This is a genomic window from Vibrio barjaei (assembly GCF_001639065.2).
Lineage (GTDB): Bacteria > Pseudomonadota > Gammaproteobacteria > Enterobacterales > Vibrionaceae > Vibrio > Vibrio barjaei.
Map to the genome: position 1 here is coordinate 415709 of NZ_LQXO02000053.1, position 20548 is coordinate 436256.

Below are 20548 nucleotides of genomic sequence, written 5' to 3' on the forward strand. Positions count from 1 at the left end.
TATGTCCGATTCAACCAATTCACTTAATTCATCATCTGCCCCGTCACCTGCACTGGGCGGACAAGTGGCCGAGTTTTTCCGTAACTATTACATCTACTTTGTTTTGGCAGCGATTGTTATTTTTCTAAGTAGCGTTAACTTAGATCAATACGCACTGTTTGAGCGCGGGAACTTTCTTTATAAGAAAAACGTCATCAACATTTTACGCGTCTCCGCCCCACTGTTGGTGCTAGCAGGTGCTTTTACCTTACTTATGGTTTCGGGTTACATCGACTTATCCGTTGGTAGCACCATGGGACTCACTGCGGTCATATATGCCCTTCTTGCCATTAATGGTGTTCCAATGTGGGCAGCTTTCTCCATTACCGTGTTTTGTGGTGTATTGCTGGGTGCATTCAACGGCTTGTTAGTGGTAAAGTTTAATATCACGCCCGTTATTGCCACCTTGATTACCCTGAGTTTATATAAAGGCATTGCACTGCTTTTGGTTGAGGATGGCGTGTCAGCCATCAAGTCCATGGGCGATCTAAAAATGCCGGCTTGGTTTAACGACTATGGTCGCGATGCTGTTTTACTTGGTTTGCCAATGGCGTTTTGGGTCGCGGTGGGTGTTACGGCTCTACTCATCATCCTACAAAACCGTTCTCTATTAGGTAAATACGCCGCCGCTACGGGAGGAAACCCAACGGCGGCCAAATTATCAGGTATTAAGACCGGGCTAGTCGTCTTCACGCTCTACGCTATTGTCGGAGCAACTGCAGCGCTCGCAGGCATTGCACGCTCAAGCTTTATGTCGCTTGGTGACCCGCTGTCGGGTGACGGTATGGAGTTGACCGCGATTCTTGTGGTGTTAATTGGTGGTACAGCGTTTAGTGGCGGTGAAGGCAAAGTACTGCGTTCATTTGTTGGTGCGCTGATTATCATGACGCTGACTGTTGGGATGCTTACTCTCGTGCCAGCCTACTACCAAACTTTGGTAATAGGAGGTGCGCTATTAGCAGCGGCGGCGTCAAATCACTTGGTAAGTCGAAAACGTAACGAAGGCTAATATTCATAATAGCCTAAAGAGCCAACAAGCGCGCCCTGCCCTGTTGGCTCTTACTATTTGGGAAGCCTTTCCCTACTTCTGCTTCCATTCTTTTACTTCAAATGTCTACTACACTGATTTTTCGAATAAAATTGTATATGCTTAATACAATAAATCGACATCCAACAGGTGAAACATGGACGTTTTACGCATCATTATACTGTTCTCAGCGATACTAATTACAGGCTCATTAAGTGCTGAAGAAAACAGCTATTGGCAATTTGACAGCGATAATGACGGAATCACTATCTACACTCGAGAACACACCGATGGCTTAGTCGAAATCCGAGCGCAAATGTTCACACCAACAACTTATAGTGCCTTCTTAACCTTATTAGAAGATAGTGAAAACGTACCCAACTGGATAGATAACGCCAGCCATAGCCGAGTGTTAAGGCAAATATCAATCAACGAGAACATTGTTTACACCCAGTTTAAAGCACCTTGGCCAGCGAGAGACCGCGATATGGTTACCTACTCGAAGTATTGGGTCGACGATTATGGTTTCACTATCGAAATTAACGATGCTCCTGAATCTTCATTACCAATACAAGAGGGTTATATTCGAATTACTTCTGTCGATGCGAGTTGGAATCTACAAAAGCTGACCAACGGTACGACACTTATCGAATACAAAGCCTATGCAGATCCTGGTGGAATATTACCCGACTGGCTGATGAACAAACTCTCGACCCAAAGTGCTAGAGCGACGTTCAATAACCTAAGAAATCAATTACCGAATTACCAACGCTACTCTCATCCACATCTGAAAGAATGAACCCAATCAATACATTAATCATCCATCTCTCTTCATCTTTAGTATCAATGTTATGAATTAATCTCCGACTCCACTCTCCATCACTTGCTCTTTTGTGCTATGATGCGCGCCCTCGCTGGTTGGCACAGTGAAACAAAAGAAAAATCGCAGTATTTAAAGCGGTCAATAAGCAAGCGTGAGATAGAATATGAGTTGTGAACTGGTTGTCGTCGTCGATAAATTTGGGAAACCAATCGGCACCGAAGAGAAGCTGGAAGCCCACCGTTTAGGCCTTAAGCATCTGGCTTTTTCAGTGCTTATTTATCGTTATAACGCTGGCCAACTAGAGTTCCTACTTCAGAAACGCGCGATCAACAAATACCACAGTGGCGGATTGTGGAGTAATACTTGTTGTTCACACCCACGTCCAGATGAAGAGATTATCTCGGCTTCACAACGTCGTCTTGTCGAAGAGCTTGGCATAACGACCCCACTCGAACTCATCGATATTGGTACCGTTAGTTATTGTGCTAAATTCAGCAATGGTTTAACTGAGAATGAACTTGATCACGTGGTTATTGCTGAATCGAACAAGGTCGACTTCGACCTTAACGTAGACGAAGCAGAACAGTGTGAATGGTGGCAGCAGTCTGATATCGAGCAAACGATGAAGGCGGAGCCAGCAACCTTCAGTGCATGGTTTCGGTTAGTTCTAGAAAAAACGACTCATCATCTAAGTAATTAGAACGACCATTTGATGTTGGCAAACAGCAGTGTTGAAGGGGTTGCTCCAAATAAACTTCCAGAACTGCCATCAAAACGCTGTAATACTGTAAGTAATTGCCAGTCGTCAGATAGCGAGTAGCTGTTCGATAAACCAACGAAAAAAGAGCCATCTTGATAGTAACTGCCAGACACGGTAAATCGCGATAATGGTGTAATGTCGAAACCTAAGTCAGCATAGCCCGTAAATTTTGTAAAACTCAGAGTTCTCGCAGTGAGAGGTAGAGTTAAGTATACCGCAGCATCAACTGCTTGTTGCGGTTCACTAATATAAAGTACCGATGCTCGCCCTATCCAATTGCGCCTTCCACCAAAACTATAGTCAGTTTCAATACTTGATACGATGGTCTTTTCATAAGATTGACCTTGATACTCGGACTTCCATGGGTCAAACCATGTCAGCTCCCCTCGAAACCCAGCACCATTAATATCACCGGCAAAACCACCACCTACAACGTAATCCAAACCTGATCGTCCAGCTAAAACCTGCATGTCCCAACCGTTGTGATTAAACAGATAGCGAGCAGAATATCGCTGTAAATTGCTGTCTTTGTTGGGACTGTAGACAAAGTCTATACTACTCGCGAATCCAAGTTTGCGGCTGAGCGATATCGCATCGGTTCCTGGCCTTTCTTCATAATCAAAGTCGTATATCGAGTAAGAGTTATACAAATCGTTAGGATTCCAAATGGTGTTCATCGCCCAATTGACTCGATAACGTCCTATTCTTGAGCTCCAGTCATCCCCTTTCCAGTCAAAATACAAACGGTCAAATTGGCTGTTGATGATCATGTTGTCGTTATCGACGAGGTTTCTTGATAGGTCAAAGTATCCATTGTCCGCCGCAATAATCTCTGAATAGTAAGGCGCACTTAAGCTATCGCCAGCGAGTACTCTATTGCGCATCCCTGCATTAAAACGAAATGAGGAAGAAAAGCGATACTCGTAGTTAAATCTCTGATGTATAAGGTGATCTAGGGTATTTTCTCCGTGTTCTGGAATACCTCCTGTCGCCATGTATTTCACATAACCGGTTAAGTCCCAGTCCTTTTCTGGCTGTAGTCCAGGTATCTCTGCTTTCGCTTCTACCATATAGACAGCTGCGCCAATGATAAAAATGGTGGTGACTAACTTTTTCCACATAACTAGTGTTCGAGCTCCGTGGTGAGATCACTTTGCAGTTTGTCGGACGCCAATTTGCCATCTTCAAACACAATGACGCGCTTTGCCCTTTTTATCACTCGAGGATCGTGGGTAGAAAATATAAATGTCGTTCCTTCTACTTCGTTTAGGTGTTGCATAATATCTAACAGTTCTGCGGTACTTTTTGCGTCTAGGTTTGCTGTCGGTTCGTCCGCCATTACAAATCGTGGTCTTGGCGCTAGAGCACGTGCGACGGCTACACGTTGCTGTTGTCCCCCAGACATTTTTGGTGGCCGTTTATCTTTCTGATTTTCAAGCCCCACTTGGGCCAATAACTCACTCGCACGCTGCTGGCACTGCTTCTCTGCTACGCCTTGTAATTGCATGACAAACTCGACATTCTCTTGAGCAGTCAAGACAGGTAACAAACTATAGTCCTGAAAGATAAACCCGATATTGTCACGGCGAAATGCAATGAGTTGTTTCTCAGATAGCTGACAAATGTTACTTCCCTCAATCCATACTTCTCCCGACGTAGGGGTGTCAATGCCCCCTAACATATTGAGGATGGTTGTTTTTCCGGATCCCGATGGTCCCATAATGGCGACAAACTCTCCTTGTTTAATAGTCAAAGACAAGTCTTGAACCGCATGCACCGGAAATTCACTTTTTGGGTTATAGATTTTGTTAAGCTGCTTAATCTCTATGGTCATCTCAATTCACTTACCTTTCGATTATTTCTTATCAGACATGGCTTCAACGGGCTTCTGTTTGAGGATTTGTCGTGCAGGATAGAGCGCAGCCATTATAGAGGCGATAAACACGGTGACAAATACCATCAGATATTGTTCATTGGAGACCGTTGGGAACAGTAACGTGTCTACGCCATAAGCGCCTAACCCTTGTGCCATAGAACCCAGTGACAACCCCGTGTACCCTAAAATAGCAATAAGTGCTTTGCTAAATACAATACCTAGAATGGCACCTAAGCTACCTAGTAACACAGTTTCTAGCATCACTAGCATAAATATTCTGTGCTTTTGCATTCCTACGGCCATTAAAACGCCAAATTCTTGAGTACGTTCAAAAACCGACATCAACATGATATTGACGATACCAAACGCCATCGCCACAACAAAAACCGTCAACATCACTTGATTGCTGATTTTCATCGTATTAATCATGGTTGCCAATAGCGGTTGTAATTGATACCAACCTTGTACCATGTTACCGCTCGGAATGAGCGATTGTAGTTCTGAGACAACATGTCGCACTTGCTCTTCACTGTCAGCGTTAGCCTTTGCGGTTACTTGGACGGCATACTCATGAACCCCATTAAGTTTTGCCAAAGATTGGATGTCTGACTTTCGGACTAACACGTGACCGTCATCGTAAGCAGATGATGGCGTTTTAAAGATACCACGAACTCGGAATGCCGCTCCCGTCACCTCTCCTTCAGGGTCGGTAAACGTAATCACCACTTTAGAGCCCACGCGAAGCTTTAGACGCTGCGCATTTTTGGCCGAAACTAATATCGGGTTACGACCTTTTTCATCAAGCCACTCCCCATCAACGAGACGTTCTGCAATTGGAGTGAAGCCACGTTCATTGGTCGAATCTATGCCCAATATCGTTACACCACGGGTGCTGCGGGCTGATGCCATCATGCCATCCACAACGAACCTAGATACCCACTGATTGATATTCGGGTTTGCCTCAAGTGCAGCTTCAATTTGCTTATCACCAATTACGGTGTCTTTAATATCAGGATTCTCATCGAACCTTTGATTATGGATCTGTAAATGACTGGTTTGCCAAGCAATAGCATTATGGACCATGTTGTCAGTCATACCATTCATGAATCCCATCATTGCAACCACCCCCACCAGACCGAACACCATAGCGCCCGCCATGATTCCGGTGCGAATTTTGTTGCGCCATAGATTACGCCACGCCAATTTAATGAGCATGTGATCCTCCTTTTAGCGCAGAAACCAGATTGAGACGATAGAGACGCCAACTTGGGTAAACTAGACACAATAATAAGATGAACGTGACAGCCACGGCTTGGGTCATAAATAACGAAGGATCGAGGTGAACCGGAAGAATCGGCTCGAAGCCGGCTTCAAGCATCATTTGAGCAGCATCACCTGTTATCTCGATAGGATTTAAGAAGAAATAACCCAGAACTGGCATGGTCAATAGCGTACCGATAACAATACCTAAAAGACAAATGAACGCCGATTCAATGAATAACAACCCCAGTAGTTGACGTCGTACCATACCCGTTGCAAGCATGACGCCAAATTCTCGCTGTCGTTCTAATGTCATCATCATGACAGTCGCAAACAAACCAAAACCAACAATGCCATATAAGATGTAAATTAAGAAAATCCCACCTGCACGGTCCAGTGCAATTTGTTGTGCCATTTCAGGGGACAGGTCTTGCCAATCCCTAACTTTCAATTGATCCTGATAATGATCTTTAAGCTCTGTTTCGACAGTTGCAACGTGATCAAGGGAGTCGGTATGCAGCACCCAAGAGGTGACTTGATTTCCAGTGCTGTAAAGCTCTTGAGCGAGCTTAATCGGCATATAAACCATTTGGTTATCCAGTGCTTTTACTGGGAAATGAAGCAATCCATTTACAGTGTAAAGCCCCGCAGCAGTGTGCCCTCTGTAACCTTGCCCGTAGAGTATTATTTCATCACCTACGCTCAGTTTTAAATACGAGGCTAGTCCTTCGCCCAACAAAACACCGTTACTGTCAGAATCGATAAAATTCCCAGAACTGACTTTACTACTAATATGTGAATAACGATCTTCTGCTTCTGGATCCACGCCCAAAACCAACACACCTTTAGAACGGTCATCCACCGCAGCCAATGCTACAGACTCAAGTCTCGGCAAAATATAGCTAACACTGTTCATGTTCTTTAGATAAGGAAACTGTTCTAGGTCACCCGATATCACATCATCGATACTGCTGCTTTCAGCATATTCTGGGTGCTGTAATTGAATGAGGCCGGTATAAAAGCGTGCTGCGTTATCTATGTTGGCGTTGTAGCTTCCTTCTTGAAAGCTACGAGTTAACAGCGACAAAAAAAGAGCTAATGCCAACGCCGATGCGGTCAGCAAGGTTCGACGTTTTTGTCTCCACAGATTTCGCCAAGCCAGTTTTAATAACATGATGAACGCTCACTCCTTGTTTTCATGTGGGCTTTAGTCGCGTAGCGCTTTCATTTGGCTTTGAGAGAAGAAGCTGTCTTCAATAGCAAAATTAAACTGTGCCTGATGAGTGATCATTTCTGTCTTCTGTCCGGGTTTGTCAGCTGGAATCATCTCCATACGTGTTGCAACTTTACGTCCACCTAATTCCTTGATATCAAAGGTTTGCATCGTATTTACCTTCTCATCAAACTCGTCATAGAACTCTGCTTTACGTTGTAGAAAGGTCTCTTTTGATATCCATAGTCTTACCTTACTCCAAACGACTGGCGCATCCGGCTTAGCATAAGCGTCAATGACCCAAGTTTGTTCACCATCGAAACTCTCTTCTTTCACTAACTCATGTGTGTAATCAACTACAATAGAAGACTGATTTATAAGATCATCATTGGTAAAGTCCGAGCCCATCCATGACTGTCCCAACATAGATGGCGCAATCTTTACCACCCTTTCAATGTTCGGTAGCCAGTTCCACATTTCCCGTTGACGTTTTAGCGAGGCAGACCCTTTATCTTTTGCAGGTGCTGTAACCAAAACAAGGGAAAGATCTTGCCCTTTAGTCCAACTTTTCATACTCATTGTTCTCGTCCAATCAGGCCTGATAATGCGCATGGTGAGTTCGGTATAGCTTGAGTCTCCCCTCATGGATTGGTCAGATTTTATGACGATATCCGATGGGCTTAATGCCAAACTCGGTAAGGAAAACAACAATAGTAAGGCAGCAATAGCGCGCAATATAAATCTCATTGGGAATACCTGTTCTTATCAGTTTGGAAAACTATATCAATTCTTTAAAAACATATTTGTGATGTATGACATTTCCATAACTATCGAAGTTAATATTCGGTAAGTTGCACCATATTGAGTCAATGCGATACCACTGCAGAGATTCGGGTGCAATTTTCGAATAGACATCACTAAAATGGTGCAAAGCCTAACTCAAGGAACTCCATCACTATTAATAATCAGTAAGTTACGATATGGCTTAGATCTTGTAAGGATTAATAGACCCCCATAAAAATTGCACACATTCAGGGAGAAGACGATGCAAGATGTCCTTACGATTGTTCTCGCAGGAGGCATGGGTTCACGGTTAAGCCCTCTAACCGATGACCGCGCTAAACCTGCCGTACCCTTCGGTGGCAAATACCGAATTATCGACTTTACGCTAACCAACTGTTTGCACTCTGGATTGCGACAAGTTCTGGTTCTCACTCAATACAAGTCTCACTCCTTGCATAAACATATCCGAGACGGTTGGTCGATCTTCAATCCCGAACTAAAAGAATTTATTACCGTCGTACCACCACAAATGAGAAAAGGCGGCAAATGGTATGAAGGCACTGCCGATGCTATTTATCACAATATGTGGCTCCTTTCGCGAAGTGACGCTAAGCATGTTGTTGTGTTGTCAGGTGACCATATCTATCGTATGGATTACGCTGCTATGGTTGAAGAGCATAAGCAAACTGGCGCAAAACTTACGGTTGCCTGTATGGACGTCCCCCGAGATGAAGCCAGTGCGTTTGGTGTAATGGCAATCAATGCTAAGTCGCAAGTGACAGCATTTGCTGAAAAGCCGGCAGATCCAGCGGCCATGCCGACAGACCCTCGTCGCTCCCTTGTCTCTATGGGCATTTATGTATTTGATATGGAAACACTTCAGCAAGCTCTTGAAGATGACGCCGAACTCGATAGTTCAAGTCACGATTTCGGAAAGGATATCATTCCTAAGTTGATAGATTCACAAGGTGTTTATGCTTACAACTTCGGCCAAGATAAAGGCCGCGTGGCACGAGATTGCTACTGGCGTGATGTCGGCACCATTGATTCGTTCTATGAGGCGAATATGGACTTGCTAGAGCCTGTTCCGCCAATGAATTTATATCAAGAAAACTGGGGAATACGGACATATGAACCTCAGTTGCCTCCAGCACGCACCGTCCCTTCTGCGACTGGGAACGAAGGCATATTTATTAACTCGATTATCGCGAACGGTGTGGTCAATTCTGGTGGTTCAGTCCACCACTCCATTCTGTCATCTAACGTAAGGATCAATGATGGTGCAACCATTGCTGACAGTATTTTGTTTGGAGAGGTTACCGTTGGTGAAAACTGTCAGTTAGCAAACTGTATTATCGACAAGCACGTTGTCATTCCCGCCGGCACAGTGATTGGCCTAAACCCAACACAAGACGCGGCGCGTTTTCATATCTCGGAGAAAGGTATTGTTGTAATACCCGAAGGCTATGTCTTTGCGGACTAAAACTCTATGACATTAATTGCAAAAGCCGCCAATATAACTTGGTGGCTTTGTTGTTTAGTTGCTACCTATTAGATAACGCAGACTTATTCCCAACTACCGTCACTTCCGGGTACTGAGTTCGTGCACCATTTCGCTTTGTAAACTACCCCATTGTGACTCATTTTATCACCACCATTCGCCTGGCTAAGGTCACCTTTCCAGTTCGTTTGAGGGAAATTTGGATAAGCATTAACCCCTGTGGTAACACACGTTCCCGAGTTACCACTTCCATCGCCACCGCCATTATTCCCACCACCAGCGTTCAAGTCAGCAAGAGGAAGGTCAGGCTGCTCGAACTTAAATGCATAGTCAACACCATTAACATTGAATGCATAATTAGAGGGCCAAAGATAGGTAGGTAATCCACCATATCCAGTTCATAGCTCGCGCCCGTAGCGGCTTTATTGCCAGCTGCACCGAAATGACAGTGCACTTATTTTACGTCAGTTTAGTATGTTAAATACTTCGCTAACATACTAATTAAATGGAGAAAAATTTATAGAACCATCCTATACTGGCTCAATAACTATCAGTGACAAGGAATTGATCATGAAAGTATGTTCGTTATTAGCTGTCGCCATTTCTTCTGTCTTACTAGTGGGCTGTGGCGCCAATACTACACAAGGTGCCGCAGAAGGCGCGGCAGTCGGTGCTGTCTCTGCCGGTATGTTGGGAGCACTTACCGACCTAATCGTTGATGGTGAAGTCGACACCTATCGATTGAGTCGAAATGTTACGGCTGGGGCTCTAGCTGGCGGTACTGCCGGAGCAGTCGATGGATACGCCAAAGACCAACAACAAGAAACACAACAACAGAAAGCACCTGCACCCGCTAAACCCTCATTGGATTTTGGTCCCGATATCGATGCCTCGGTAAACGCATTAATTGCCTGTCAACATGATAATGCGTACCGCTCAGCGCTTGCTGCCGAGAGCGCTTCTCAAGAATCTTATAAGGAAGCAGGAGTCGCTATGCAGGCTCTGATCGACTTTGACCGTGATAACACTGAAGGTGTTGATCGAGCTGTGAGCAAATTCGTTAAGATGAGTTCATCTATCAACGATCCCGCCGTCGCACAAACCCAGTTAGAAGCGTTCCATAAAGAACTGCAGCAAGAACGAGAGATTGCTGGCCTATCCCCCAATTGCTCTTAACTGCGCATTAATTCACCCTTCATTCAAGATAGATCAGGTTTAACACTTGAAGCCTGATCTATTCGCCCCAAACATAAGTAGCATAAATGCAATGCACCTCCTTCATAGTTTAGGTGCATTAACTACATTGGAATGTGAGGCAATACCATGAAATTTAGCTACGTAAACCCTACAGTTATTCATTTCGGCCAAGGCCAAATTGCACAGATCTCTTCTAGCATACCAACATCCTCCAAAGTACTCGTTATCTATGGCGGCGGCTCTATTAAAAGCAACGGAGTTTACGATCAAGTCGTTGAAGCATTGCAAAATCACACATGGTTGGAGTTCTCTGGCGTAGAAGCCAATCCTACTAAAGAGACGTTAGATAAGGCTATCGAGTTGGTTAAATCTGAAGGCGTAGATTATCTGCTCGCAGTGGGTGGCGGCTCTGTTATTGATGGAACTAAGTACATCGCCGCAGCGTCATTACACGATGGCGACAGCTGGGATTTGATTACTGGTCAATATAAACCCGAAACTGCTGTGCCTATCGGGGTAATACTGACGTTACCAGCAACAGGTTCCGAGTCAAACATGGGCGCGGTTGTCACCAAGAAATCGACTCATGAAAAGCTGGGCTTTATGACACCATTAGTTCGTCCTCAGTTCGCAGTACTCGATCCGGATGCAATGAAAACATTGCCAGAGCGTCAGCTGATCAATGGGCTTGTGGATGCATGGGTCCACGTTTGCGAACAATACATCACAACTCAAACAGGCAACATGGTTCAAGAAGGGTATGCCGAAGTACTTCTACGTAACCTGCTCGAGCTCGGAGCTAAGTTTGAGCAGCGTGATGATGCGTGGCGTGAGAACTTAATGTGGACAGCTAACCAAGCGCTTAATGGTTTGATTGGTACAGGGATGCCTCAAGATTGGGCTACTCATATGATTGGCCACGAATTGACCGCTCTTTGGAATGTCGATCACGCTCGCTCACTGGCGATTATTCAACCGTCGCTGCTACGCAGTCAGATGGCTTTCAAACGAGGAAAGATCGAGCAGATGGGACGCAACGTCTTCCAATTAGAAGATAGCGATGATCTAGCGGAACGTACCATCAATGCTATTGAAGCTTTCTATACTAGCCTAAATGTTGATGCTCAACTATCCGAAGTAAACGGTGACAAGTCTGATGCAGTAGACGCAGTCTTAGCGAAGCTTGAGCAAAATGGCTATGTTAAGTTAGGTGAAAACCAAGCAATTACCCTAGACGTCAGCCGAGAAATTCTCACTAACGCGCTGTAAATTCTCATTAGAACGCCGTATTTGAAACAGTTACCAATAACATCAAAAAAGCACCTGCCAAATGCGAGGTGCTTTTTTTATTTCGCAGTGAACAGTCTACAATAAGGACTTTACACTGTTTCTCACGACCAGAGTTGGCTCTAACTGTACTACGTCCGGAACCTCTGTCGTTTTATCTATCTTAGCTAACAAAGTTTCAACCGCAGCCTTACCCAAACGATATTTGGGCTGATGAATCGTTGTTAAAGCAGGCGTCATGTATTTTGCTATGTGAATATCATCATAGCCTATTATAGAGAGCTCTTCGGGCACCTTTACGCCTTTGTCATGAGCGATATTTATGGCGCCCATCGCCATCATGTCATTGCACACAAATAACGAACTCGGTAGCGCGCCACGAGACATTAATATCTCTAGAGACTTAGCTCCACCATCACATTCAAAATCTGACTCAATAATCCAGTCGGGATTTAGTGGCAGTGAATGTTCTTTTAGGGCTTTTTTGTAGCCTTCGTAACGCATCAAAGCCTGATGGCGATTCAATGGTCCAGTGATACAACCGATTTCCCTATGCCCACATTCGATCAAGTGCTTAGTCGCTAGATAACCTCCTAGATAAGAGTTATCTTGAATTTTGTCACTTTCAAAATGGATAGGCCCCCAGTCCATAACTACCACGGGTATAGTTGGGTACTGGTCGAAGATATCCAGTTTCTCGCCTTCTAGTGTTGAACACATAAGAATCAGCCCATCGACACGCTTTTGCAGAAGCGTATCGATGGATGCTCTCATACGCTCAGTATCCCCTTCTGTATTACACAGAATAAGGTTGTAGTTTTGATGATAGCAGCTACGTTCTACCCCTTTCACAACCTCACCAAAAAACGGGTTGGTTGAGGTTGTCACTAACATTCCAATTGTTCGAGTACGGTTCATTTTTAAGCTACGAGCTAGTGCTGAGGGGGCATAGTTCAGCTCTTTCGCAGCGCTATTCACACGCTCCGAAATCTCTTCACTTACAAACCGTGTTTTATTGATGACATGACTCACTGTCGATGTGGATACGCCAGCCAGTCTTGCAATGTCCTTCATCGTTGCCATTGGGCAATGCTCTCCGCTACTGCTTATTTATTCTAGTCGTCTAATATCAGCGCCTTATACTAAGCTTTTTGCTCTAAAAACTCTTTTACTTCATCTAGCGAAGGAATGGAAGTCTGAGCACCAAATCGAGTCACCGAAATAGCGGCAGCAGCATGAGCAAAAACGATCGCCTCTTCAATCGATTTTCCTTCAATTAAGCCCGTCACCAACGCGCCATTAAATGTATCACCCGCAGCCGTGGTGTCCGTGGCGTCAACTTTAAACCCAGAGATGCGCTCACCGCGACCATTTTGACTTAACCATACACCTTTTGAACCCAGCGTGATCATTACAATTTCAATGCCTTTACGGTGAAGTTCATTCGCTGCTTCTTGGGCTGACTCATCGTCGGTGACTGTAATGCCAGTAAGTACTTCAGCTTCTGTTTCATTTGGCGTAATCACATCAACACATTCAAGCAAAGAGTCCGGTAACGCCATCGCAGGTGCGGGATTTAGTACGACGTTAGTTTTGGATTGTTTCGCAAGTTTTGCCGCATACTCAATGCCTTCAATAGGCGTCTCAAGCTGTGTCAGTAGATATTTTGCGTTTTCAATCATTGCCCTATGTGGCTCAACGCGAGCAGTAGTTAACTTTGCGTTCGCTTCTGCAGAAATACAAATACTATTCTCACCGCTTTCTGCCACTTGTATCATCGCGATACCTGTTGGGGTTCCTGGCTCCAATTGCACACCCGCGATATTGATACCGTCAGCTTTGAATGCTTCACGAATGTTAATGCCAAACGCATCATCGCCCACACAGGCAATAAAGCCAGTATCTCCACCAAGACGCGCCGCAGCTACTGCTTGGTTCGCGCCTTTACCACCTGGAATCACTTGGTAATTCATACCGTGCAAAGTTTCACCCGGTCTAGGGAAAGAAGGAACTTGCAGCACATGATCTGCATTCACACTACCCAATACGATGAGTTTATTCATACATTGTTCCTTTTTACTCAAATAAATTAACTTGGGGTTGCCTTGATATGACAGACCGAAATTAACTTGGACGAGATGGGCTGGCTTCTTTTAAAGCCCTCCTTTGGTTAAAGGAGAGCTTTACTACCATCAAAAAGAGGGAACCAAAGGATTATTCAGTCACTACTTTAAGTGGTACTGGAATGTACTCTTCGACTTTTTCACCTTTTAGTACTTTATCTGCTGTTTCAACGCCTAACGCACCGATCATGTCAGGCTGTTGAGCGATAGTCGCGGCAAGTTTGCCACGTTTAACCGCTGCCATGCCGTCTTCTGTACCATCAAAGCCAACAATCATCACATCTTTACCAGCGGCTTCAACTGCACGAAGTGCGCCCAGTGCCATTTCATCATTCTGCGCGAATACCGCTTGAACATCAGGGTTAGCTGCTAGAAGGTTTTCCATGACGTTCAGACCTTTAGTACGGTCAAAGTCCGCAGGTTGGCTAGCAAGCAGCTCCATTTGAGAACCTTTTACAGCGTTCATGAAGCCTTCACCACGTTCGCGAGCCGCCGACGTGCCAGCAATACCTTCAAGTTGGATGACTTTCGCTTTCTCCCCTACTTTTTCCATGATGTAGTGACCAGCCATTTCACCACCAACTACGTTGTCAGATGCGATATGACTCACTACGTCGCCACGGCTAGCACCACGGTCAAGAGTAAGTACAGGAATATTAGAACGGTTAGCCATGCGGATTGCGTTAGATACTGCGTCAGAATCTGTTGGGTTGATCAGAATCGCTTTGACGCCACGAACGGTTAAATCTTCGATGTTTGACAGCTCTTTGCTTGGGTCATTCTGAGAGTCCAAAACGATCAGGTTATAACCCAAATCTTTTGCTTTTGCCTCTGCACCTTCTTTCATGGTTACAAAGAATGGGTTGTTAAGAGTAGATACAACAATTGCCATCGTGTCTTGTGCCGATGCCGTTGCAGACATCGAAGCAGAAAGTACCGCAGCAGAGATAAGAGTTGCTAGTTTTTTCATCGTTTTAGTCCTTTGTGTAGGGGGTGGCTCAACTTAATGTCGAGCCAGTTATTGTTAAATTGTGTTTAAGAGTTATTACTTGTTTTTGTTGTCTACCAGTACTGCCAGCAGAATTACCACTGCTTTAGCAATCATTTGGTAGTAAGAGGAAACATCTAATAAGTTCAAAGCATTGTTTAGGAAGCCAATAATAAGAGCACCGATTAAGGTTCCCATGATTCGACCTTTACCACCCATCAAGCTAGTGCCGCCAAGAACAACGGCTGCGATAGCATCTAACTCATAGCCCATACCTGCCGTAGGCTGCGCTGATGATAAACGGGAAGTCACTATGATGCCCGCCAGTGCTGCTAACAAACCACAGATGGCGTACACACCGATTTTTACTTTGTCGACGTTAATACCAGACAAACGTGTCGCTGATTCATTGCCGCCTAGTGCGTAAACATAACGACCAAATCGTGTATGGTTAAGTAGGTACCATGCTGCGGCAAAAACAATCACCATAATCCAAACGGGTACCGGAATGCCCATAGCGTAGCCTGTACCAAACCATGCGAACGCATCTGCAGTATCGGTGAAGCCAGTTGAAATAGGACGACCATCGGTGTAAACCATAGTGACACCGCGTAACAACGTCATCGTTACTAATGTGGCAATAAAGGCTTGCACCTTACCTTTCGCGATAATGATGCCACTGATCGCACCCAATGCAGCACCTGCAAGTAAGGCAGTAGGAACGGCAATTAATACCGGCACTTCCATGGCAATCAAACTTGCTGCAAACGCGCCGCAAAGTGCTAATACCGAGCCAACACTCAAGTCGATCCCCGCCGTCAAAATGACCAAGGTCATACCAACCGCGATAATAGCGTTAACAGAGGTTTGACGTAGAATATTCAGAATATTGTCTACGGTGAAAAAGTTAGGGTTAAGGAATGACACCACGACAATCAAGAAGATCAAAGCGATCAGCGACTTCTGCTCGATTAACCACTCTTTGTTAAAAAGAGGCTTCTTTTTTTCCGTGTCAACGCTCATTGTTTTGTTGCTCATGCTGCTTCCTCACTTACATTTTTGCCGACAGCGCATGCTAATAGTTTTTCTTGGTCTGCTTCGTGTGCCATAAACTCTCCGCTTATATGCCCTTCATGCATAACCAAAATGCGATCACTCATACCTAATACTTCAGGCATCTCTGACGATACGAGAATGATGCTCATACCATCTGCTTTAAATTTGTTGATAAGCTGATAGATTTCTTTTTTCGCGCCAACATCAACGCCACGAGTGGGTTCATCCAGAATAAGAACTTTTGGTTTGGTCATCAGCCCTTTGGCAATAGCCACCTTCTGCTGGTTACCACCCGATAAGTTACCAATGATCTGATCACGAGACGGGGTTTTGATGTTAAAGAGCTTGATGAAATCCTCTACTGCAATGACTTCCTCGCCATGTTGAATCTGTGCACCTTTAGACAACTGTTCGAGGGCACAAAGCGACATGTTCTCTTTAACGGATAAACCGAGTACCAAACCGTCACCTTTACGGTCTTCGGAGATATAAGCGATACCATTTGCCAAGCCATCCTGAGGGCTGCTTGGGTTAATGGTTTTGCCATTCAGTATCACGGAGCCAGACTCACGCTTGCGAGCACCGTAAATAATTTTCATAAGCTCGGTACGCCCTGCTCCCATGAGCCCAGAGATTCCAAGAATTTCTCCTTGGTCTAAGGTAAAGCTGACATCATTAACGCCCGGACCTGACAAGTTTTTCACTTCTAGGCTCGTTTTGCCGTGAACCGCATCGATACGTGGGTATTGTTCGTCCAGTTTACGACCAACCATCATTTCAATAAGTAGATCTTCATCGGTTTCCGCTACAGTACGTTGGCCGATGAATTTACCGTCACGCAATACCGTGATGTCGTCACAAATCTCAAAGATTTCTTTCAAACGGTGTGAAATATAAACGATGCCGCAACCCTGATCGCGCAGCTCATTAATAACGCTAAATAGCGATTCAGTCTCGGTGTCAGTTAATGCGTCGGTGGGTTCATCCATAATGATGACTTTTGATTCGAACGATAGTGCTTTGGCAATTTCCACCATCTGTTGCTCGCCCAAACTCAACTCACCCAATGGTGTTTTGGAGCTGTGCTTTACATTCAAACGAGCCAATAAACGATCGGCTTCGGCATACATCTCCGTCCACAGGATTCGGCCAAACGCGTTCGTTTTTTCTCGACCTAGAAAGATGTTTTCCGCAATAGTAAGCTCGGGAATGAGGTTTAACTCTTGGTGGATAATACTGATGCCGGCTTGCTGAGAGTCTCTTGGACCTTGGAATGCAGCCTCAGTACCTTGGTAACGCAACTCTCCAGAATCTTTGGAATAAATACCCGTCAACACTTTCATTAACGTCGATTTGCCAGCGCCATTTTCACCTAGCAAAGCCATGACTTTGCCCGGGTACACGTTCAAACTGGCTTTATCCAAGGCTTTAACTCCTGGGAAAGCTTTTTCAATATCGCTTAAATGTAATATTGGTTGCAGCATGTTAGTTGTCCTGTACTGTCTGTGCTGGCCGGACTAAAAGACGACGCCCGCTTGAAAAATCACGTTAGCGTAAGGCGTGCATTCACCTGTTCTTACTACCGCTTTTGAATCATGTGTTCTTACTTTGAACTCTTCGTGTGAAACGTATGCAACTGAAATCACTTTGCCCGTTGCTTGCTTCTCTTCTTCTATCGTCGTAATCAGTGCATCATGGAGTTCAGGGCTTACATGTTTAAATTCCTCTGCCATTATCACACCTTCGATTTGCGCTTCCTCAAGATAAACTCTAACCGTATCCAGGAAGGCGGGAACGCCGTGAGTTAACGCAAGGTCGATGCGCTGCACGTGGTCTGCTATAGGTAACCCTGCATCACAAATAGTCACTTCATCAGTGTGGCCTAATGTGGACACTAAGTAGGAAAGTTCAGAGTTAATTAGAGCACTTTTTTTCATGTCTTATACCTGCTTCATGCGGCTTTATCGAGACTGTATTCTGGATAAATGTTTTTTGATAATTCTGTCATCGAAACGTTTCGATGATAATCCTAGCGTAGTTAATCAAAAGATCGAGGGACTCAATGGGCAAGTGTGAGCCAGATCGGACTATCGAAACGTTTCGATGAGTTTTCCGTGAATGGTTTCAAATTGTGACAATTGGAATTAAAAGAGGGAAATAGGCAGCTTAACTACCTTGTTGCATACGAAATGAAATGTAAGGACCCGAGGCAAAATGGCAGCCAATCATTTTTAACGACTGTAATTGCTGCTCAGTCGTTACCCCTTCCGCAATAGTTTCGATATTAAGCACGTTAGCCAACCCAACAATCGCTTTAGCCACCTGCTCTACTGACGTATCTTGCGCAATTTCTTCTGTCAGCTGAGCGCCTACTTTTAGTTTTTGAATAGGCAGCGCACGCAATTCGGATATGGAAATATGACCCATACCAAAATCGGCGACGGTAATTTGACAGCCGAAATCGACTAATTGATAGAGCTCATCAACACAGCGCTTTTTAGAAAGCATATCTTCAAACACTTCTAATACTAAGCATTGAGGAGGCAATTTAAAGCGCTCAAGAATTTCAATGACTTCTTGAACAAACAAACCGTGACCAAAGTTCTTTGAAGACACTTTAACAGCAACCGTTTTTAGCTCACCTACGGTTGCATATTTACAAGCTTGCTCGATAGTAAATAGATTAAGTTTGCGAACCAATTGCGACTCTTCCGCAATAGGAATAAATTCAAAGCGATCGACGTTACCTAGGACTTGATCCACCCACTCTAAGCGGCTCTTATAAGCAACAACTTCATTCTTATGAAGGTCGATGACTGGCATAAAGCTCACTTCTAACTTATGCAGTTCGATTGCCTCAGCAAGCCTTTGAGCCAAGGCTTTTTTACGTCCCCACTGGATTCCCATCTCTTCGTTATAACTTACCCACATCGTTTGGCACTGCTTGGCACGATACATAGCAAGGTCTGCCTGCTTAAGAAGCAAACTTGTTGGGATACGCTTACTTTCATTCGTTGTAATACCAACCGCAGCTGAGCCGCGCTCGGATTTATTACCGATTTCTATGTAAGCAATGGCGTCCAATAGATTTTGGGCGACGCGCTCTGCAACGTCGACATCACACTTGGGCAATAACACGACAAACTCGTCCCCTCCGAGACGAGCAACCACTCCGTCCTCTCCTACTACATTCTTAAAACGTCTGGCAACATTTTGTAGAAAGAGATCACCATAATCATGCCCTTTACTGTCGTTAATTGATTTAAATTCATTTAAATCAATTAACAGCAACGAATATGGTTCAGTGGAGTCTTGGTGTTCTACTAAGAAATTCTGAAGATGATCGAAAAATGACGTTCTATTAGGCAAGCGAGTGAGTGCGTCAAAATACGCTAAGTCACTTAGTTTTTCGGTTAAGTTCTTTTCAGAGGTAACATCTCGTTTGACCGCAATATAGAATTTTTGGCCTTGGTACTCGAATGGACTAATGTGTGCTTTTTCAACAAATAACGTACCGTTCTTCTTTCTATTTATCAGCTCACCATACCAATCCTTGCCGGAAAGAAGTTTCGACCACATATCACGGTAGGTTTTGTCTGTTGTTTTTCCAGAACGAAGAAAATTGGGATTTTTTCCAATCACTTCTTGTTCACAGTATCCGGTAAGATTATAGAATTGTTTATTAGCATATTTGATATGTGCATTGACGTCAGTAATTAGGACAGCAGCAGAGGCACTTTCCAATGCTTTTTCCATCAAACCTAATGACAATTCAAAATCCGAATACTGCAACGCCAAATCCACTACAAATAGAAACTTATAGAACTAACGCCGTTATGATAAATTTTTATGGAATGGACATCAAACAAAACGTCAAAAAATCGTTATCCGATCAACAATTTTTTGACGCAAAGTTAAATTACTGTTTTTACTTTATTTTATTCTTGCGTTGAGACGCAAAATAGGCATTTATTGACTGAATCGTTGGCCATTATCGATTTCTTTAATAACCTTACAAGGATTGCCTACCGCTAGACTATTAGCCGGAATGTCCTTTGTTACCACGCTTCCTGCACCAACAACAGCGTTGTCACCAATAGTAACGCCCGGACAAACAATAACGCCGCCGCCTAACCAAACATTGTGCCCAATTTTAATAGGCAGTCCAAACTCCACTTCATCCTCCACTCGACCTTTAACATCCAGTGGATGGCCTGCTGTATATATTTGTACATTAGGAGCAAAAAGAACATTGTCGCCTATCTCGACCACGTTGACATCTAAGATGACGCAATTGAAGTTAGCGTAAAAGTTTTTTCCAACATGAATATTTTCACCATAATCGCATCGAAATGGTGGCTCCAAATATAAATTGCCAGAGCAATTAGGAATTAACGCCTCCTGCGCTTGTTTCCAATCCTCTGTGTTAGGAATACTATCATTGAGTTTTTTTAGAATTTTTCGGCAGTTTACACGCGCTTGAAGCAGCTCTTCATCCCAAGCTTGATAAGCTTCACCCGCTAACATCTTTTCACGTTCAGTTTTTGTTGTCATTGCTAGAACCAGTAGAGTAATTAACTAAAATATATTGCTCTAATTGAATCTATTGCACTAT

At 44.2% G+C, this 20548-nt stretch carries 19 protein-coding genes and 1 pseudogene; 6 read left to right on the top strand and 14 right to left on the bottom strand.

Going from position 1 to position 20548, the window contains the following annotated elements; translation table 11 throughout:
- Nucleotide 1: 1 nt before the first annotated feature.
- From AWH66_RS22455 to idi, 3 genes are all read left to right on the top strand, one after another.
- Nucleotides 2-1048, top strand: a complete 1047-nt coding sequence (locus tag AWH66_RS22455; RefSeq protein ID WP_063603380.1) for an ABC transporter permease — start codon at nucleotides 2-4, stop codon at nucleotides 1046-1048.
- 175 nt (nucleotides 1049-1223) lie between these two features.
- Entirely contained in the window at nucleotides 1224-1865 is a 642-nt protein-coding gene (locus AWH66_RS22460) for an START domain-containing protein (RefSeq protein ID WP_063603379.1), read from the top strand.
- 187 nt (nucleotides 1866-2052) lie between these two features.
- A complete protein-coding gene (idi, locus tag AWH66_RS22465) occupies nucleotides 2053-2589 on the top strand; it encodes an isopentenyl-diphosphate Delta-isomerase (RefSeq protein WP_063603378.1) in 537 nt (178 codons plus the stop codon).
- On the opposite strand, the gene AWH66_RS22470 is transcribed toward idi, so the two are convergent.
- Genes AWH66_RS22470 through AWH66_RS22490 form a run of 5 tightly spaced genes read right to left on the bottom strand, consistent with a single transcriptional unit; the run spans nucleotide 2586 to nucleotide 7745 of the window.
- A complete protein-coding gene (locus AWH66_RS22470) occupies nucleotides 2586-3770 on the bottom strand; it encodes a hypothetical protein (RefSeq protein WP_063603377.1) in 1185 nt (394 codons plus the stop codon). The two genes, idi and AWH66_RS22470, sit on opposite strands and share 4 nt — an antisense overlap.
- A 2-nt stretch (nucleotides 3771-3772) precedes the next feature.
- Nucleotides 3773-4483, bottom strand: coding sequence for an ABC transporter ATP-binding protein (locus AWH66_RS22475; protein ID WP_063603376.1), 711 nt, complete (start codon nucleotides 4481-4483; stop codon nucleotides 3773-3775).
- A gap of 21 nt (nucleotides 4484-4504) precedes the next feature.
- Nucleotides 4505-5740 (bottom strand): ABC transporter permease, encoded by a 1236-nt coding sequence (locus AWH66_RS22480; RefSeq protein ID WP_063603375.1) that lies wholly within the window; start codon nucleotides 5738-5740, stop codon nucleotides 4505-4507.
- Nucleotides 5730-6959 (bottom strand): ABC transporter permease, encoded by a 1230-nt coding sequence (locus AWH66_RS22485; protein ID WP_063603374.1) that lies wholly within the window; start codon nucleotides 6957-6959, stop codon nucleotides 5730-5732. The genes AWH66_RS22480 and AWH66_RS22485 overlap by 11 nt, the downstream gene beginning before the upstream one ends.
- Before the next feature lie 33 nt (nucleotides 6960-6992).
- A complete protein-coding gene (locus AWH66_RS22490; protein WP_038222067.1) occupies nucleotides 6993-7745 on the bottom strand; it encodes an outer membrane lipoprotein-sorting protein in 753 nt (250 codons plus the stop codon).
- A gap of 274 nt (nucleotides 7746-8019) precedes the next feature.
- On the opposite strand from AWH66_RS22490, the gene glgC reads away from it, so the two are divergent.
- Nucleotides 8020-9264, top strand: a complete 1245-nt coding sequence (glgC, locus tag AWH66_RS22495) for a glucose-1-phosphate adenylyltransferase (protein WP_338062037.1) — start codon at nucleotides 8020-8022, stop codon at nucleotides 9262-9264.
- An 83-nt stretch (nucleotides 9265-9347) separates the two neighbouring features.
- Here the strand turns inward: glgC and AWH66_RS25525 are convergent.
- A pseudogene (locus AWH66_RS25525) lies at nucleotides 9348-9694 on the bottom strand (cellulose-binding domain-containing protein); the annotation flags it as partial.
- 158 nt (nucleotides 9695-9852) lie between these two features.
- Here AWH66_RS25525 and AWH66_RS22500 point away from each other — a divergent pair.
- Entirely contained in the window at nucleotides 9853-10458 is a 606-nt protein-coding gene (locus tag AWH66_RS22500) for a hypothetical protein (RefSeq protein WP_063603372.1), read from the top strand.
- Between the two features lie 147 nt (nucleotides 10459-10605).
- The gene (locus AWH66_RS22505) at nucleotides 10606-11748 is read left to right on the top strand and encodes an iron-containing alcohol dehydrogenase (RefSeq protein WP_063603371.1); all 1143 of its coding nucleotides are present in this window, start codon (nucleotides 10606-10608) and stop codon (nucleotides 11746-11748) included.
- A gap of 96 nt (nucleotides 11749-11844) precedes the next feature.
- Here the strand turns inward: AWH66_RS22505 and AWH66_RS22510 are convergent, their stop codons facing one another.
- The 8 genes from AWH66_RS22510 to AWH66_RS22545 form a co-directional block, all read right to left on the bottom strand.
- On the bottom strand, nucleotides 11845-12849 hold the full coding sequence (locus AWH66_RS22510) for a substrate-binding domain-containing protein (protein ID WP_063603370.1): 1005 nt from the start codon (nucleotides 12847-12849) through the stop codon (nucleotides 11845-11847).
- A 59-nt stretch (nucleotides 12850-12908) separates the two neighbouring features.
- Entirely contained in the window at nucleotides 12909-13829 is a 921-nt protein-coding gene (rbsK, locus tag AWH66_RS22515; protein ID WP_063603369.1) for a ribokinase, read from the bottom strand.
- A gap of 151 nt (nucleotides 13830-13980) precedes the next feature.
- Nucleotides 13981-14859 (bottom strand): ribose ABC transporter substrate-binding protein RbsB, encoded by an 879-nt coding sequence (gene rbsB / locus AWH66_RS22520; protein WP_006070510.1) that lies wholly within the window; start codon nucleotides 14857-14859, stop codon nucleotides 13981-13983.
- A gap of 75 nt (nucleotides 14860-14934) precedes the next feature.
- Nucleotides 14935-15915, bottom strand: coding sequence for a ribose ABC transporter permease (rbsC, locus tag AWH66_RS22525; protein ID WP_006070511.1), 981 nt, complete (start codon nucleotides 15913-15915; stop codon nucleotides 14935-14937).
- Nucleotides 15912-17417 carry a ribose ABC transporter ATP-binding protein RbsA gene (gene rbsA / locus AWH66_RS22530; RefSeq protein WP_063603368.1) on the bottom strand — a complete coding sequence of 502 codons (1506 nt, stop codon included), beginning with the start codon at nucleotides 17415-17417 and terminating at the stop codon, nucleotides 15912-15914. The genes rbsC and rbsA overlap by 4 nt, the downstream gene beginning before the upstream one ends.
- A 33-nt stretch (nucleotides 17418-17450) precedes the next feature.
- A complete protein-coding gene (gene rbsD, locus AWH66_RS22535; protein WP_063603367.1) occupies nucleotides 17451-17870 on the bottom strand; it encodes a D-ribose pyranase in 420 nt (139 codons plus the stop codon).
- A gap of 229 nt (nucleotides 17871-18099) precedes the next feature.
- The gene (locus AWH66_RS22540; protein WP_143081560.1) at nucleotides 18100-19725 is read right to left on the bottom strand and encodes a sensor domain-containing protein; all 1626 of its coding nucleotides are present in this window, start codon (nucleotides 19723-19725) and stop codon (nucleotides 18100-18102) included.
- A 177-nt stretch (nucleotides 19726-19902) separates the two neighbouring features.
- A complete protein-coding gene (locus tag AWH66_RS22545; RefSeq protein WP_063603365.1) occupies nucleotides 19903-20487 on the bottom strand; it encodes a sugar O-acetyltransferase in 585 nt (194 codons plus the stop codon).
- Between the last annotated feature and the right edge of the window lie 61 nt (nucleotides 20488-20548).

Bases quoted from the DNA above. Each gene is read 5' to 3' on its own strand.
- AWH66_RS22455 (WP_063603380.1), top strand. From the start codon at position 2: ATGTCCGATTCAACCAATTCACTTAATTCATCATCTGCCCCGTCACCT.
- AWH66_RS22460 (WP_063603379.1), top strand. From the start codon at position 1,224: ATGGACGTTTTACGCATCATTATACTGTTCTCAGCGATACTAATTACA.
- idi (WP_063603378.1), top strand. From the start codon at position 2,053: ATGAGTTGTGAACTGGTTGTCGTCGTCGATAAATTTGGGAAACCAATC.
- AWH66_RS22470 (WP_063603377.1), bottom strand. From the start codon at position 3,770: ATGTGGAAAAAGTTAGTCACCACCATTTTTATCATTGGCGCAGCTGTC.
- AWH66_RS22475 (WP_063603376.1), bottom strand. From the start codon at position 4,483: ATGACCATAGAGATTAAGCAGCTTAACAAAATCTATAACCCAAAAAGT.
- AWH66_RS22480 (WP_063603375.1), bottom strand. From the start codon at position 5,740: ATGCTCATTAAATTGGCGTGGCGTAATCTATGGCGCAACAAAATTCGC.
- AWH66_RS22485 (WP_063603374.1), bottom strand. From the start codon at position 6,959: ATGTTATTAAAACTGGCTTGGCGAAATCTGTGGAGACAAAAACGTCGA.
- AWH66_RS22490 (WP_038222067.1), bottom strand. From the start codon at position 7,745: ATGAGATTTATATTGCGCGCTATTGCTGCCTTACTATTGTTGTTTTCC.
- AWH66_RS22500 (WP_063603372.1), top strand. From the start codon at position 9,853: ATGAAAGTATGTTCGTTATTAGCTGTCGCCATTTCTTCTGTCTTACTA.
- AWH66_RS22505 (WP_063603371.1), top strand. From the start codon at position 10,606: ATGAAATTTAGCTACGTAAACCCTACAGTTATTCATTTCGGCCAAGGC.
- AWH66_RS22510 (WP_063603370.1), bottom strand. From the start codon at position 12,849: ATGGCAACGATGAAGGACATTGCAAGACTGGCTGGCGTATCCACATCG.
- rbsK (WP_063603369.1), bottom strand. From the start codon at position 13,829: ATGAATAAACTCATCGTATTGGGTAGTGTGAATGCAGATCATGTGCTG.
- rbsB (WP_006070510.1), bottom strand. From the start codon at position 14,859: ATGAAAAAACTAGCAACTCTTATCTCTGCTGCGGTACTTTCTGCTTCG.
- rbsC (WP_006070511.1), bottom strand. From the start codon at position 15,915: ATGAGCAACAAAACAATGAGCGTTGACACGGAAAAAAAGAAGCCTCTT.
- rbsA (WP_063603368.1), bottom strand. From the start codon at position 17,417: ATGCTGCAACCAATATTACATTTAAGCGATATTGAAAAAGCTTTCCCA.
- rbsD (WP_063603367.1), bottom strand. From the start codon at position 17,870: ATGAAAAAAAGTGCTCTAATTAACTCTGAACTTTCCTACTTAGTGTCC.
- AWH66_RS22545 (WP_063603365.1), bottom strand. From the start codon at position 20,487: ATGACAACAAAAACTGAACGTGAAAAGATGTTAGCGGGTGAAGCTTAT.